A 15,636-nucleotide genomic window follows, 5' to 3' on the forward strand; every position below is an offset into this window, starting at 1 on the left:
TGAAACAGGCGTTGATCACACGGTAATCCGTTCGCCCTGCCGCAGGGTCACCAGTTCTTCCGCCGCCGTGGGATGAATCCCCACGGTGGCGTCGAAGTCCGCCTTGGTAGCGCCCATCTTGATGGCGACCGCAAAACCCTGGGTGATTTCAGCTGCGTCTTCACCGGCCATGTGCAACCCAACGACCCGGTCGGAGGCATCATCCACGATGAGTTTCAGCATGGAACGCACCTGCCGGTCGCCAAGGGTATAGCGCATGGGACGGAAGCTACTCTTGTACACCCGGACGGCACCGGAGTGAGCCAGCGCTTCTTCCTGTGTCATCCCCACCGTACCGATGTTGGGGTGACTGAACACGGCCGTCGCCACATTGCGATAATCCAGCGGCGCCAGGGGCTTGTCTTTGCCATACAGGTACGCCGCCAGCCACATGCCCTCGGCCAGGGCCACCGGAGTAAGCTGAAGGCGATCAATCACGTCACCCAGCGCAAACACCCCTTTGATACTGGTCTCATAGTGCTCATCCACCATAATCGCCCCGCCAGGGGTTAACGCCGGCATGGCTGAATCGGCAAAAAGATTGTCCAGCAAGGGTATCCGCCCGGTGGCGTAGAACACCTCATCAAATATCAGCTGCTCACCACTGTCCGTAAAGACCTGCTTGCCTCCCGGTCCCGGCTCAATGCGGACCACATCGGTGTTGAAACGCAGCGTAGTGCCATGTTCCGCCATCTGTTCGGCAACAAACTCACGGATGTCAGTATCAAAGCCGCGCAGGAAAAGCTCTCCACGGTAAATCTGGGTTACCTGGCAACCCAGCCCCTGAAGAATCCCGGCAAACTCTGTGGCGATGTAGCCGCCCCCCACCACGGCCACGCGTTTGGGTAGCTGCTCCAGATAGAAGAGGTCATCGGAGATGCGCACATGCTCCCTGCCGGGAAAGTCCGGCACGAAGGGCTTGCCACCCACGGCCACCAGAATCTTGTCCGTGCGGATCAACCGGTCGCCCACGGAAACCGTTCCCGGGCCTTCTATTCGGCCATGGCCTTCTATAATGGTGACACCCGCCTGATCAAGGATGCGCTTGTAGATACTGTTCAGCCGTTCGATTTCGCGGGTCTTGTTGTTGCGCAGAGTATTCCAGTCGAACGTCCAGTCAGAAACGCGATATCCGAAATCTTCCGCCAGTGCGAACTCATCCGGAAAGTGGGCACCGTAGGAGAACAGTTTCTTGGGCACACAGCCCACATTCACACAGGTACCGCCAAAAAAACGCTCTTCCACAATGGCGACCCGGGCACCGTGGCCGGCGGCCATACGCGCAGCCCGTACCCCTCCAGAGCCTGCACCAATTACCACCAGATCGAATTCGCTAGTCACTCGCTACTCCCTGAATACTCGTGTTAATAATGACTGGCCAATAGCCATCCCTATGGACGTTCATTGGATGCCGTTGAGGCGGATACGTTACGCATTCCTGTCTGCCAACGCACCTGTACAGGCTGTTCACTGGGTCGACCATGTTCCAGGTGGTGCCCTGGCGCGACCCCGGGCCAGAGATAATCCAGCGGGATGGATTCACCATTACTGCTCAGCATGCGCGCATGGTGGCGTTGCAACTGGCGAGGTTCGGAGACACCACAGGAATGGGCGATGGTTTCCACCTCCTTGACCAAATTGTCATGGAAGTACGCCACCCGCTGGGCCTTATCCTCCGGCACCAGTCCCCGCTGTAGCCGTGGATTATGGGTGGTCACCCCCGTCGGACAGGTATTGCGATTGCACTGCAGGGCCTGAATGCAACCCAGCGCAAACATGTAGCCACGGGCAGAAACACAGAAATCGGCGCCTGCCGCAATCGCCCAGGCCACCATGCTGGGGTTGATCAACTTACCGGAAGCAATGATGCGAATGCGGTCCTTGAGCCCGTAGCCGTCGCGAAGATCCACCACCAGCGGCAGGGATTCAGCCAGGTAAAGCCCAACATCATCCATCAACGACATGGGCGCCGCGCCGGTACCGCCATCACCGCTGTCGATGGTCATGAAATCCGGCGCGGACTCAGGGCCGCGCTCATGGATGGCCAAAAACAGCTCCTCCAGCCACGCCCAGGCGCCCAAAACGAACTTGATGCCTGTGGGCTTGCCAGTCACCTGTCGGACGTGATCGATCAGATCCAGTAGCGAGTGGGCATCATGCACCGACGGCTGGGCATTCGGGCTGATGGAGGCCTCGCCAGCCGCAATGCCTCGAATCGCAGCAATTTCGTCAGTGACCTTGTCAGCCGGCAGAATACCGCCTTTACCGGGCTTAGCGCCCTGGCTGAGTTTGATCTCGAACATCTTCACCTGCTGATGAGAGGCCACCTCTCGCAGCTTGTCATCATCCAGGTTGCCATCCTTGTCCCGCACGCCATAACGGGCCGTGCCAATCTGCATGACGATGTCACAGCCACCCTCCAGATGGTATGGCGACAGCCCCCCTTCGCCGGTGTTCATCCAGCAATTGGCCATGGCAGCCCCTCGCGACAATGCCTGCACCGCCGGACGGGAAAGCGCCCCGTAACTCATTCCTGAAATATTGAAGATGCTGCGCGCCACATAGGGCTGATCACAATGGGGGCCGATCATGGTCGGCAGGGTTTCGGCCGCATTGCGCTCCAGGGTGGGATACGGGCAGTTCATGAAGATCACCCGCCCAGCCCCGATCTGCTTGGTGGACCCGAACGCCGAGGTGTTGCTGAGATTCTTTGCGGCCCGGTATACCCAGCTCCGTTGAGCCCGGTTGAACGGTAGCTCCTCACGGTCCATGGCAAAGAAATACTGGCGGAAGAATTCCCCCATATGCTCGAAGAAATAGCGAAAACGCCCCACCAGCGGGAAGTTACGCCTGATCGCATGGGTCTTCTGAAAGTACCGGTCCTGCACCCATAACCCCAGAGCAATCAGGCTGAGCACCAACACCAACACCAGAAATCCCAGCGCCAGCCAGGCGATGATTCCTGCCAGCCAGGGTTGCAGTTGTTCCGGAAACATACACGCTCCTTGTGAGATCACAGTGGTGAAAAAATGATCACCGGTATTGGGCCCTGAGCACCAGGGTTGTATGATGGTAGGCCGTCTTCATGAACGTTGAGTCAGCTATCTTGCCATTCTATCGGGCAAGACTGGGCCATCAATATCAGGAAGACCACAATAAGGGGGCTCGTCCGCTTGTCACGGGCGAAATATAACGAAAGGCTTCGGCCGAAAAAAACCGGGTACGGGAATAATGAGAAAAGGCGCTATGCTGGCATTGTGTGTCAGCGGCACTCTCTGTCTGTCCAGTCTGGCAGGCACTGTCTACGCCAGCGATATCTACAAATATCGTGCAGCTGACGGCACCATCCTGTTCACTGACCAACCCCAGGAGCGGGTAGGCAGTGGTCATACCCTGTTGTCCGTTCGCAAGGGCTGGAGCTACACTCCTCGCGCCCTCACCGCCACCGAGCGGGACCGTTACGACAGCCTGATCTCCCTCGCGGCCACCCGGTTCGATGTTGAGCCGGCATTGGTCAAGGCTGTTATTCATGCAGAATCCCTGTTTGATCCCCAGGCCGTCTCCCGGGTGGGCGCCCAGGGCCTGATGCAGCTGATGCCGGAAACCGCCAACTACCTGGAAGTCAGCAACCCCTTTGACGCTCGCCAGAATATCCTCGGCGGCACGCGCTTTCTCGCCTATCTGAAAGGCAAATTCAGCGAACTGGATAATATTCTGGCCGCCTACAACGCCGGCGAAGGCAACGTACGGCGCTACGGCGGCATCCCACCGTTCAAGGAAACCCAGGCCTATGTCCGCAAGGTGAAGCAGCTGAAGCAACGCTATGCCGGCCACTTCTCGAAAGGCATGGGTGAAGAAGAAGTCGTCGCGGCTCGGTAAACCCAGTTTAAAGTTGAAAGTTCAAAGTTTAAAAGCGCGGCCAAACTACTCGTGCTCTGCTGTCCCGTGCCCGCGATTTTTGGATTTCAACCGCGAGGCACCTAAACATGAAACGCTGCAAGCCTTTCACGCGTTTCAACTTTGAACTTTCAACTTTAAACTCGTTCCTAGGCTTCCACCCCCAACCAGGGCCCATCATAATCAATCCGATACTGCTCAAGCCGGTAATTGGCGGTCATGCACTGCCCTGTTCGCAGGGAGAATTCCATGCCGTGGCCTGGGCAGCGCAGCTGGCTGCCGGTGACCGTGCAACGATCAAGGGGGAAGTCCGCATGGGGGCAACGGCGCTGTACCAGCCAGGTCTGGCCGTCTTCGTGAATCAGCAATAGCTCCTCACGCCCTAACCGCACCGGCATGCGCAAACCGTCATACAGATCCATGGTTCTTACCAGACGATGAAACATGCACACCCTCCCGTAAATGGAATTAGCTTCGAGTCGATTTGCAGCCCCGCGCCATTCGCTTACTGGCAAGTCCGCCCCGCAACAACGTCAGACCCGTGCTGTAGGAGCTCCCTTCCAGGGGGCGAAACTCGCTTCTCGTGACTCCCCACTATCCCATTACCCTTTAAGATCGCTTGCAGGCATACCCTGAAGGGCACAGAGAGCTCCTACAGCATCCTGCCACAACGTAAAAAGCCCGCTTATGCGGGCTTTTTACTGTGCGATGAAGCACTGGACGGGTCAAGCCAGGGAGCCTCTGAATAACTCCTTGCATGCTCAGTCTTTCAGGCTGGTTTGCAATCTAGGCGCGCTTTTGAAGGTGTATGTCCATCCATCAAAAAAGCGCAACAACGAGTGCGGGCCAGCATGAAAGACCCGGAGGGCGCGGCCTGGAGCGCACATCTGCTGCGCCTTGTCTCTCGGAAAGGGAACCACCCTGACCATCGAGACAAGACACAACAGCTGTACGCTCCAGACCACGCTGAGTACGCAAGGAGTTGTTCAAAGGCTCCCTAGGTTATTCGCCGTGCTTTTCCGCCAGGTAGAACCAGGTATCGAGCACCGAGTCCGGGTTCAGGGACACAGAGGAAATACCCTGCTCCATGAGCCACTTGGCCAGATCCGGGTGATCAGAGGGGCCCTGACCACAGATACCGATGTACTTGCCCTGCGCATTACAGGCATCGATGGCCATCTTCAGCAGCTTCTTCACCGCCGGGTCACGCTCATCGAACAGGTGGCTCACGATACCGGAGTCACGGTCCAGGCCCAGGGTCAGCTGGGTCAGATCGTTGGAACCGATAGAGAAGCCGTCAAAGTTCTCCAGGAACTCGTCCGCCAACAGGGCGTTGGTGGGCAGCTCACACATCATGATCACACGCAGTTCGTTCTCGCCACGCTTCAGGCCGTTCTTGCCGAGGAGCTCAATCACCTGCTCTGCTTCGCCAACGGTACGCACGAAGGGCACCATCAGTTCCACGTTGGTGAAGCCCATCTCGTCGCGCACTTTCTTCATGGCGCGACATTCCAGCTCAAAGCAGTCGCGGAAGTTTTCGCTGATGTAGCGGCTGGCACCGCGGAAGCCCAGCATGGGGTTTTCTTCTTCCGGCTCGTAGTGCTTGCCACCGATCAGGTTGGCATATTCGTTGGACTTGAAGTCGGACAAACGAACGATGACCTTCTCCGGGTAGAACGCGGCGGCCAGGGTAGAGACCCCCTCCACCAACTTCTCTACATAGAAGTCCACCGGATCGCCGTAGCCAGCGACACGCTTGTCGATGTTCTGCTTGATGTCCTGGGGCATGGTGTCGTAGTTCAACAGCGCCTTCGGATGCACACCGATCATGCGGTTGATGATGAACTCAAGACGCGCCAGGCCCACACCCTGGTTCGGCAGGCCAGCGAAATCGAAGGCCCGGTCCGGGTTGCCCACGTTCATCATGATCTTGAACGGCAGTTTGGGCATGGACTCGATGGAGTTGCGCTGTACATCAAAGTCCAGCTTGCCTTCATAGATGTTGCCGGTGTCACCTTCCGCACAGGACGCGGTCACTTCCATACCGTCCTTGAGGACATCGGTGGCATCGCCACAACCCACAATCGCAGGCACACCCAGCTCGCGGGCGATAATCGCAGCGTGACAGGTACGACCACCGCGGTTGGTGACGATGGCAGCCGCACGCTTCATGACCGGCTCCCAATCCGGGTCGGTCATGTCGGTAACCAACACATCACCAGGCTGGACCTTGTCCATTTCCTTGATGCTGTGCACGACACGGACCACACCGGCACCGATACGCTGACCGATAGAGCGACCTTCCACCAGCACCTTGCCGGTTTGCTTGAGCAGGTAACGCTCCATCACGTTGGCATCGGAACGACTTTTCACGGTTTCCGGACGGGCCTGTACGATGTACAACTTGCCATCGTCACCGTCCAGCGCCCACTCGATATCCATGGGCATGCCATAGTGCTTCTCAATCTCGATGGCCTGACGAGCCAGGTTCTCTACCTGCTCGTCAGTGAGGCAGAAGGTCATGCGATCATCACGATCCACATCAACGATCTCCACAGACTTGCCGGCAGTGGCTTCCGCGCCGTAGATCATCTTCTGCATCTTGCTGCCCAGGTTGCGACGCAGCACGGCAGGCTTGTTGTTCACCAGAGTGTTCTTGTGAACATAGAATTCGTCCGGGTTAACCGCACCCTGAACCACCATTTCACCCAGACCGTAGGACGCGGTAATGAAGACCACATCACGGAAGCCGGATTCGGTATCCATGGAGAACATCACGCCGGCGGCACCGGTTTCAGAGCGAACCATGCGCTGAATACCCGCAGACAGAGCAACCAGCTTGTGGTCAAAGCCCTGGTGTACCCGGTAGCTGATGGCACGGTCATTGAACAGGGAGGCGAACACCTCTTTGACGGCGATCATTACGCTATCGATACCACGGATGTTCAGGAAGGTTTCCTGCTGGCCAGCAAAGGAAGCATCCGGCAGATCTTCTGCGGTCGCAGAGGAACGTACCGCCACCGGCAGGTCGGCATTGCCTTCGCCGATCTGCACGTAGGCCTCACGGATCGCCTCTTCCAGCGCAGGCTGGAACGGTGCATCGATGACCCACTGGCGAATTTCCTCACCGGTCTTGGCCAGGGCATTCACGTCCTCGACATCCAGCGCGGTCAACGCGTCGTTGATACGCTGTGTCAGGTTGTTGTGCTCGAGGAACTCACGGAAGGCTTCAGCAGTGGTCGCGAAGCCGCCGGGAACGGAGACACCCGCTGCCGACAGATTGCTGATCATTTCGCCCAGGGAGGCATTCTTGCCGCCAACGTGCTCTACGTCGTCCTTCCCCAGATCCTGAAACCAGACTACATATTCCGCCAAGGTCGTCTCCTTAAATACGTTATACCGGGTAAATCCTGATGGCGCGGAAGCTGCCGAATCCGCACTGCCCAAGGCGTTCAGCGCCTTATTCGGGCTTGCTACACGGCAATGACCGGCGTTGCCGGATCAAATCGAGCCGACATTCTACTCAAAACCGTCACGCTTTGCCTGCCCTTCACGCGAAAATGCACCCGACTTTCGGCCAGCAATGGCCCTTTCATACTGGCCAGTCACTTTAAACGCCCTATCCCATTGAATTTACAAGGATAATAGTCAGGTTACGGAAGGTCGCGGAGTGTAAAGCCATCCCCCCGCCAGGACAACGGCCAATTTCCTCAAAATGACCGTCATTTCGGTGGCATACGTCGTGCGGAGACACTAGACTGCCATGACAAAACAACGACTTAGCCTCGCACCTGGCCTGACCAATGCCCCTGTGGGAGCTTGCCTGCAAGCGATTCGCCTGAAACTCGTGGGTCAATGTCACGCCATCCCAAGGCCAAGTCGCCATAAAAGACAGACCACAGCGAACCCATCATGACCCGAACAGCCTTCTATCTTTCCGACGGTACCGGCATCACCGCAGAAACCCTGGGCCACAGCATGCTCAGCCAGTTTGGCGGTATCGATTTCCTGCAAGTCACCCTGCCCTTCGTGCAGTCAGATCAGCAAACCCGGGAAGCCGTAGAGAAGATCAACAAGGCCTTCGACCAGGATGGCGCCAAGCCCATTGTGTTCTCAACCCTGGTCAACAGCGAACACCGCGAGATTCTGCACGGCTGCAAAGGCATGGTGCTGGACCTGTTCGGCGCCTTCCTGAACCCGCTGGAAGCAGAACTGGGCATGCGCTCCAGCCACAAGATCAACCAGAGTCACGCCATTCGCGATGCCGAGTCCTACCGGATTCGCATCAACGCCGTCCACTTTGCGCTGGATAACGATGATGGCGCACGCACCCGCCATTATGACCAGGCCGATATCATCATGATCGGCGTATCCCGCTCCGGAAAAACGCCCACCAGCCTTTACCTGGCCCTGCAATTCGGCCTTTTTGCCGCCAACTACCCGCTCACAGAAGATGATTTCGACGATCTTCGCCTGCCCAAGGCGTTGCAGGAGCACAAGAGCAAACTGTTCGGCCTCACCATCAACGCCGAACGCCTCAGCGCCATCCGCAGCGAACGCAAGGCCAACAGCCGCTATGCCTCACTGCGCCAGTGCGACATGGAGCTGCGGGCCCTGGAGGCCATGTACAACAAGCACAATATTCCATACCTGGATGCGACCGAGCTGTCGATTGAGGAGATCAGTACCCGGGTGTTGGCGATGAAGGGGTTGAAGCGGCGGCTTCAATAAACCGGCTTCTGCGGAGCGATGGTTCACAGGGATTGCCATTGGGACTCCCCCCTTTTGCAGTGCAATCATGGCCCCTGCAAACCGGGTGTCAGGCCTAGTCGATCCATCTTCAAATGGGAAATGGGAGACCAGGCCCCGGGGCAACCATACTTTAGCCCAAGATCTCTGTGTGAGCGTGCTTGCACGCGAATGAGGCACATCAGAATTACGGCTTCGCGTGCAAGCACGCTCACACAATAGACCATAACCACGGCATATTAGAACATCATCGCCCCTCCCTTGCGCCGCATTCGTTCACAAGCAAAGTTGCACAACAAATCATGTGGCTGGCGCTTCATTGTCTAATTCGCTTTTGACCCACACCAACAGCCACACTTTTTACCTATAAAGCAAAAATAATGCCTACCAAGCCCGTGACTTTTGTATTATGGTGCATAAATGATCAATTATTGTACCATTCAGCTATTCATCGCCAACCAATGGCGCGACGCCGCCACGGTCACACTGACTGGCGATGATCAGCAGGGTTGGAAGGCCGCCACCCACTCGGGCTATACACTCGACCACGTCCTTGGGTTTCAAGGGCGTCGGGACGCTCACGCCTGCACCGTCTGCTGGCCGGTGAGCATGGACCTCCTCATACACGATAGCTGGCCGCCGTTCTTGCTGGACATGCTACCCCAGGGGTTTGGTCGGCAGGAATTGCTCCGCCAACTAGGCTTACCAGAAACCGCCACTTTCTCTGCTGACTGGCCACTACTTCTAGCGGGTGCCGGAAACCCCATCGGCAACCTCAGAATCAAGGAAGCGGCGGAATACCTCGACAACATCAACACGCCAACAACCGGCTTTCGTTATCAAGATGTGGCCAATCGCCACGAAGACTTTATTGAATACCTGGCCGGGCACGGCCTGTTCGTGGCTGGCTCATCCGGTGTTCAGGGGGAATGGCCCAAAATCCTGCTGACAGAAGCGGATGATGGCTTGCTCTACCTGGACCACACCCTGCCCGATGAGCGAGCCAGCAAACACTGGCTGGTCAAATTTGAGCGTCACCACCAAAGCGATCTGAAACTGATTCTGGAATGTGAGAGCCACTACATGACGCTGGCGGAACATCTGGGCTTGCGCGTTCATGGCCAGCTGGAAACGCACAATGGCGCCCTGTTCATTCCTCGCTTTGATCGCCAAAGCACCGACGGCAAGGTCATTCGCCTCGCCCAGGAAAGTGTTGCATCACTCTGCCAGAAGGCCGGCTTTGGGCTACGCATGACCCATAACGAAGTCTGCAAGGCACTGGCAGCGGTCTGCACCGAGCCAGAAAAGGAAATTGCTGAGTATCTGAAACGAGACATCGCCAATATTATCCTTGGCAACAAGGACAACCACGCCCGAAACACGGCGATCACCCGCACCTCAGATAACCGCATTGCCCTCACACCATTGTACGACTTCGCCCCCATGTACCTTTACCCAGAGGGAATAGCCCGAACTACCCGCTGGGAGCAGGATGACAATGGCCAACCAGAATGGGGCAGCGTCATCGCTCAGGCAGCCCAGGCCAGCGGCCTCACCGCTTCCAGCCTTGCACACAGCATCAAGGAACTGGTGGCACCACTAACCACGCTTGTTGAAGAAATGTACAGGCTAGGCCTGCCCACCAACCTTATCGCTCGCACCGAGCGGCTGACACAAGGCGTCCTGAACACCCTCAGAGAGCTATAAATCATGGATAAACGCCACACAGAGCTATCCCCCCAAGAGCAAATAGCCCGCAGAGAGTCACTCTATCAATTCATTGCCGAACACCCCGGCCTGCCGCTGGCCGAAGTCATCGCCCGAACCAGAAAAGAGCTGCTACTCACATTAGAAGAAATGAGCAGACTGACCGGTGTATCGGTGCGGGTGATCCATAGCATCGAAAACCAGCAGGCCAACCCAACTCTCGCCACAGCTGAGAAGTTATTAAAACCGTTTGGGCTGCGTATGGGCGTATTTCGATAGCTCCGGCCGTTTAGATCACCGTGGATTGGGGATGCAGACACTTCCCTTGGGTGTTGCAGTGGAACCATCGCTCAGGATGAGAAGAATGGGTGATTTTTTGTGGGAGCGTGCTTGCACGCGAAGGTTTTTGGGGCGAGGTTGGGAAAAGCTTCGTTTGCAAGCCACCCACACAGTAGATCAATAATTGGGAAATGGGAGACCGGCCCCGGTATGTTGGTGTCCCCACTTCCCGGATTCGCCTCCCTGTTGTAGGAGCATGATTGCAAGCGAATGGTCAAAGGCGGTTCGCCTGCAAGCAGCCTCCTACAGGGTCAAACGAGGGAGATTCTGGGTGTCCTAGATTAGGCCTTGCTTGCACGCGCTACGCCATCACCGCTGGCTGGACGCTGGGCTCCGGCGTTTGTCTGGCCTGCCACAAGTCATATTCCAACTGCTGGCGCAACCAGCTATCCGCACTGGGACCATTCGCAGCCCCCCCCAACCACTTTTCCAGCCGCCGAGCCAGATCCACGGACACCGCAGCATGGCCATGCAACACCCGACTCAACGTAATCCGTGACACACCAAGCTGGATAGCCGCCTGCGTCACGGTCAACCCCAGCTCAGGCAAGACATCCTCTCGCAGTGTTTCCCCTGGGTGCGGGGGATTGAACATTACCATGGTGATCTCCTCGGCTTTCACCTTAATGATAGTCCTGATAATCCACCAGCACGGCATCGCCGTCCTCAAAGGTAAAGGTAAGCCGCCAATTGCCGCTCACCTTCACCGACCAATGATTCTCGAGCGAGCCTTGCAACGCGTGTAAATCCCAGCCCGGGATACCCATATCCAAGGGACTGGCAGCCACTTCCAAGCGAGCCAATTGTCGGCGGAGCTTCGGTGCATGGCTAGCCTGGATGCCTCTTGTGGTGCCCTTCTCATAAAACCGTCTCAGGCCTTTATGCCGAAAGCTCTTGATCATGCTGCCCACTCCTTGGCAACCATAGAACAACTGTATCGTGTAGCGCCACGCGATACAACCCGGATTCCTGGTAATCGATCATCTCAACCCAAAACACAAGCCGCTCTTTGACCGGCGATCCAGCGCCGCCCTGTTGCCTCGGCAAAGGCTCTGACCTTCGCCAAAGAACCGACCGCCAGAGGGGCGCGCTGCTTTCTGGGTGCCATGTGCTGCAGCCAGACCTTTTGGTCCAGCCCCAGGCGATCAAGGATGTCCGCCGCAGAACCATCTATTGCGCCACGCTTGTCCGAACGCAAAGCTCTACCTGTGGCGCCCACCAGCTCCAGATAATCAATCAACCGCATACGGCAAATCGTCGAGTTAGTATCGCTTTCGATATGTCCCGCATCCACTAATGGCAGAAGCGTTGGGACTTTCTCAGCAGAGGATTTATTCTGGACAGCGCAGCTGCGCTGCTGAACAGAGGTGTAATCAGAGGTTTCCGGGGTGGCTGCCATGCCAGCTCGCACCGGGTTCAGGTCCACATAGGCCATACAACTGAGCAAGGCCTTTTCATCCAGTAGCGCCTGACTTTTGTATCGCCCCTCCCAGAAACGGCCCTTGCAGCCGTCTTCCTCGTTGGCCTTGCGGGCCAAGTGCTCATTCAGGCAGCGCATGAACCAGCCCAGGTCATACAAACGGGAACGCCATTCTTCCACAATATCCAGCGCCTTCAGGGTTTCTGCCTCACCCGTTTCATCACGAAACCAGCGCTGCACCAATAACGGCCCGGAGAACAGCCGCATCCAGTGTTCCGCCACCTCCCGCTGCGTCCAACTTTCGGCCCGAGACCGATCCACTCTCAGCACCACATGGTAGTGATTGGACATCACCGCATACGCGCACAGATCAATGGCAAAGACATCCACCAGCGTCGCCAGGCGTTCTACCACCCATTGACGACGATGTTCATAGTCCTGACCGGAATAATGATCACGGCCACACAGAAAGGCCCTGCGCACGCAGCGGCAGATACAGTGATAAAACGGTGTCTCAGATAGGGATACTTGCTGGTATCGGGCTCGGGTCATGGTTGCCTCCTTGCATATCCATGACCTCATTATACTGTCCTTACGGGCAGCCCTCTGTCATCCAAGGCTGACTAATGTTGCAGGATATCTGCCAATGTTTGGGTGTCCTGTTGTTGTCTGTCCTGTTGTTGTCTGTTCTGTTGTTGTCTGTTGTTGTTGCTGCTGTTGTTGCTGCTGTTGTTGCTGTTGTTGATGTTTCCACCAAATGGCCGATTTTTGTGGGAGCTTGCTTGCAAGCGAATGGGCCGCCCAGAGGAGAGCTGGGCGGCCCAGTTAATATGCAGATATTACTGAGGTGTCAGCGTAATAGAGGAATACACTTGAGCAGAAGGAATAACCGCTGTACCAAGTGTCTGATCACCGAGCATCATATTGGTCGTTAGCTCACGACCAGTAGGCCCGGAGTAGGAATGAGTGGCCGGAATCGTCATATCCCCAAACCCATCCGTGGTTCTACCCGCAGCGGCGTAGCCAATTAGCATATTATTGGCAAGCACCATCTTGGGTTTCAAATCTGCATCTTCATTGGTGCCGCGAACATCAATCATGCCATTAGTGAACGCAATATCTCCATTCACATTGGCAAACCGCCATGCCACTTCCTTTCGGCTCGGCTCAGCAAGTGACAGATAGGTGCCGTACTGGCCACTGCTGGCATTGCCACCAATGCCTTCAGCATTGTTTGGCAAGGTCCCCAAACGTAGCGCAGCGCTGTACCCGAGATAGTTGCGTGAGGTGTTATAGATGCCCGTGTATTGACCCGAGGCATCCCATGTATCTGCCGGGTTAGATGGCGAAAAACGAATATTGGCAGCCCCTTCGAGATTCACGTCGAGGAAGGCACCTTTCACGATGCTCGGACCGACGCCATAAGAGCCACCATTGTCGGGGAGCACGCCCCCCCCGAAGGTGGCCTTGTAATGGAACCGAGCCACTGGCGAGGTTAAATCTATACCCCCCTCATAATAATCCGAGGCGTTCCAGTGATTTTTTAGCATGATACGCGTGTCATTCGCTGCCAGCAGAAAGCTGGAGCTGGCAAAGCCAATACCCAGGCTGTCACGGGTTTCGCCAGTGATGTCGTCACCGTCCATATCGGTGTCGGCGATAAGCAAGTGGGTACCGTGATCCCAGTTAAAACCCTGTTGAAGCGGGTTAGTTTCATCAAAGGTCTGCGACATCAGCGTAATATCAGCGATCACCCCGTAATTCCTGCTACCCCCAGCAGTATCACCAGAGTTCCCGCCCGGATACAGATAGAAACTGCCATCGACATTAGCCAGCGCATAGATCAAGCCCCAGTTAAAATCTCTGCCTGGCGAACCGTTGCCGTCAAGATCCGGGGTCTGCATTGAAGCATTACGCTCAAGCAAGCGAATACTTCTGGAATACGTCTGAAGTTGGCCATCGCGGATATGAATCGCCAAACCGCCCGCATCATCAGCGTGCCGAAGCTCAGCAGGATAAGACGATCCAATGTTTCCAGGCTGCACATTGATAAACTGGCTATTGTTAGCTGAGCAGGTTGCCGAAGGGCCGTTGTAAGCAAAACCCCAACATAGCCCCGCCGCCCCTTGCCCCGCACCATTGATGACATCAATGGCAATCAACGGGAAATGGGAAGCCGCGGGTTTGGTATGCAGGCCATTGCCATAGTCATAGGAGCCATTGAGGTTGTCCTCACTGGTGCGTTTGCCCCAAATTACCCAGTCACGGAGTTCGAAATTGACGCGGGACGCATCCTGCCCGGGAGCACAAATGCCGCCAGGGCACACATCCGAAGTTTCCCCCAGCTGCCAGCGAAACTCTTTACTGGCGTCTGCCAAGTCATTAATTGCCTGCGATTGAGTGACATAATCCCATGTCGCACTGAGATTCAAACCACCCGATTTATTGCTGACATCATAGATATCGCCAATGCTCCCAGGACCAGCAGTCAAACCGTACCAGGTTCCACCGGGCCGCCATTTCAGCTCAACATCCCTGAGGCTTCCCAGCCACCCAAAGTGCATCAAGCCACGATCATTGGATGTGACAACAAAATCTTCGCCGGCTCCCCCGCTATAATGCACAGGGAATTTGTATAGATATTCGAAATCAAAGGCGATATTAATCAAATCCGATTCAGATATCGTTCTGCCACTGTCATTCGCAGGGTTGTCCCAGTCCCCTGCGTAACCGGTTTTCCAGAGAATGCCTTCATCGTTAATACCCAGGGTACCGCTGGGCATTTCCCACTTGGCATAAAAGTTATGCATCGTCATATACGAGTGCGCATGCCAGGCCTGACGGTAAAACAGGTTGGCATACTCCAAGACTTCGCCCGTCTCCGGATTACTACGGCCTACCTCACCACGCACATAGGCTTTGTCATAGGTGGTGCTGAATAAACCGTGATTACGGATGGTCATGGACAAGGGGGCATCCAGCGCCCATTTACCGAAGGAGCGGTCTTCCACGGCAGGCTGAGAGGTAATACGCTGGTTGTCGCTTTGCAGACGCACACGATTGGTTGCGATGTGATAGTTAAGCAAGGGCAGTCCGGATACATCTTCCGCGCCGACATCAAGGGTCTGTAAAATTTGTACTGGTGCAGCCCCGACAACAGCGCCGGACGCATCAACACTCCGGGCAGAAACGCCATCAAACTGCAGAGTCGACGCAAACCCCTCTTCTGCAGTATTGATTCCACCAGAGCCATCAACGTCGAAACCGTCAGGATCCACATCCCAGGCCATGGATTGGGCAGTGATTTGCGGGGCTGAAATATTTAGCGTCAGACCATCCTGACCGGAAACGCCGGACAAGGCAGCATCGTTCATGGGCTGCAGGGCCCACAATGGCGAGGCAGGCAAACAGGCGAGATACACGATAGCACGAAGCTTTTTAGCCAGTGGGGCTGTATTTTTTTTATTTAACATCAAGCTTGGCAT

12 protein-coding genes are annotated in these 15,636 nt (G+C 56.1%); 4 read left to right on the forward strand and 8 right to left on the reverse strand.

Features of this window, described 5'->3' with window-relative positions; translation table 11 throughout:
- Positions 1-15: 15 nt before the first annotated feature.
- Positions 16-1,380 (reverse strand): glutathione-disulfide reductase, encoded by a 1,365-nt coding sequence (gorA, locus tag HF945_RS08085; protein WP_290525225.1) that lies wholly within the window; start codon positions 1,378-1,380, stop codon positions 16-18.
- Positions 1,381-1,430: 50 nt separating this feature from the next.
- Positions 1,431-3,035 (reverse strand): FMN-binding glutamate synthase family protein, encoded by a 1,605-nt coding sequence (locus HF945_RS08090; protein ID WP_290525226.1) that lies wholly within the window; start codon positions 3,033-3,035, stop codon positions 1,431-1,433.
- Between the two features lie 235 nt (positions 3,036-3,270).
- On the opposite strand from HF945_RS08090, the gene HF945_RS08095 reads away from it, so the two are divergent.
- Positions 3,271-3,918 carry a transglycosylase SLT domain-containing protein gene (locus tag HF945_RS08095; RefSeq protein WP_290525227.1) on the forward strand — a complete coding sequence of 216 codons (648 nt, stop codon included), beginning with the start codon at positions 3,271-3,273 and terminating at the stop codon, positions 3,916-3,918.
- A gap of 167 nt (positions 3,919-4,085) precedes the next feature.
- Here HF945_RS08095 and HF945_RS08100 read toward each other — a convergent pair whose 3' ends face one another.
- A complete protein-coding gene (locus HF945_RS08100) occupies positions 4,086-4,382 on the reverse strand; it encodes a Rieske 2Fe-2S domain-containing protein (RefSeq protein WP_290525228.1) in 297 nt (98 codons plus the stop codon).
- 556 nt (positions 4,383-4,938) lie between these two features.
- Positions 4,939-7,311 (reverse strand): phosphoenolpyruvate synthase, encoded by a 2,373-nt coding sequence (gene ppsA, locus HF945_RS08105; protein ID WP_290525229.1) that lies wholly within the window; start codon positions 7,309-7,311, stop codon positions 4,939-4,941.
- Positions 7,312-7,848: 537 nt separating this feature from the next.
- On the opposite strand from ppsA, the gene HF945_RS08110 reads away from it, so the two are divergent.
- The 3 genes from HF945_RS08110 (at position 7,849) to HF945_RS08120 (ending at position 10,671) form a co-directional block, all read left to right on the forward strand.
- Positions 7,849-8,667 (forward strand): pyruvate, water dikinase regulatory protein, encoded by an 819-nt coding sequence (locus HF945_RS08110; protein ID WP_161317645.1) that lies wholly within the window; start codon positions 7,849-7,851, stop codon positions 8,665-8,667.
- Between the two features lie 438 nt (positions 8,668-9,105).
- Positions 9,106-10,392 (forward strand): HipA domain-containing protein, encoded by a 1,287-nt coding sequence (locus HF945_RS08115; RefSeq protein WP_290525230.1) that lies wholly within the window; start codon positions 9,106-9,108, stop codon positions 10,390-10,392.
- Between the two features lie 3 nt (positions 10,393-10,395).
- Positions 10,396-10,671 carry a helix-turn-helix transcriptional regulator gene (locus HF945_RS08120; RefSeq protein WP_290525231.1) on the forward strand — a complete coding sequence of 92 codons (276 nt, stop codon included), beginning with the start codon at positions 10,396-10,398 and terminating at the stop codon, positions 10,669-10,671.
- 361 nt (positions 10,672-11,032) lie between these two features.
- On the opposite strand, the gene HF945_RS08125 is transcribed toward HF945_RS08120, so the two are convergent.
- From HF945_RS08125 to HF945_RS08140, 4 genes are all read right to left on the reverse strand, one after another.
- The gene (locus HF945_RS08125) at positions 11,033-11,332 is read right to left on the reverse strand and encodes a HigA family addiction module antitoxin (protein WP_290525232.1); all 300 of its coding nucleotides are present in this window, start codon (positions 11,330-11,332) and stop codon (positions 11,033-11,035) included.
- A 22-nt stretch (positions 11,333-11,354) separates the two neighbouring features.
- The gene (locus HF945_RS08130) at positions 11,355-11,633 is read right to left on the reverse strand and encodes a type II toxin-antitoxin system RelE/ParE family toxin (protein ID WP_290525233.1); all 279 of its coding nucleotides are present in this window, start codon (positions 11,631-11,633) and stop codon (positions 11,355-11,357) included.
- An 83-nt stretch (positions 11,634-11,716) separates the two neighbouring features.
- The gene (locus HF945_RS08135; protein WP_290525234.1) at positions 11,717-12,703 is read right to left on the reverse strand and encodes a transposase; all 987 of its coding nucleotides are present in this window, start codon (positions 12,701-12,703) and stop codon (positions 11,717-11,719) included.
- 287 nt (positions 12,704-12,990) lie between these two features.
- Entirely contained in the window at positions 12,991-15,636 is a 2,646-nt protein-coding gene (locus HF945_RS08140) for a DUF6160 family protein (protein ID WP_290525235.1), read from the reverse strand.

This window comes from Alcanivorax sp. (assembly GCF_017794965.1).
Classification (GTDB): Bacteria; Pseudomonadota; Gammaproteobacteria; order Pseudomonadales; family Alcanivoracaceae; genus Alcanivorax.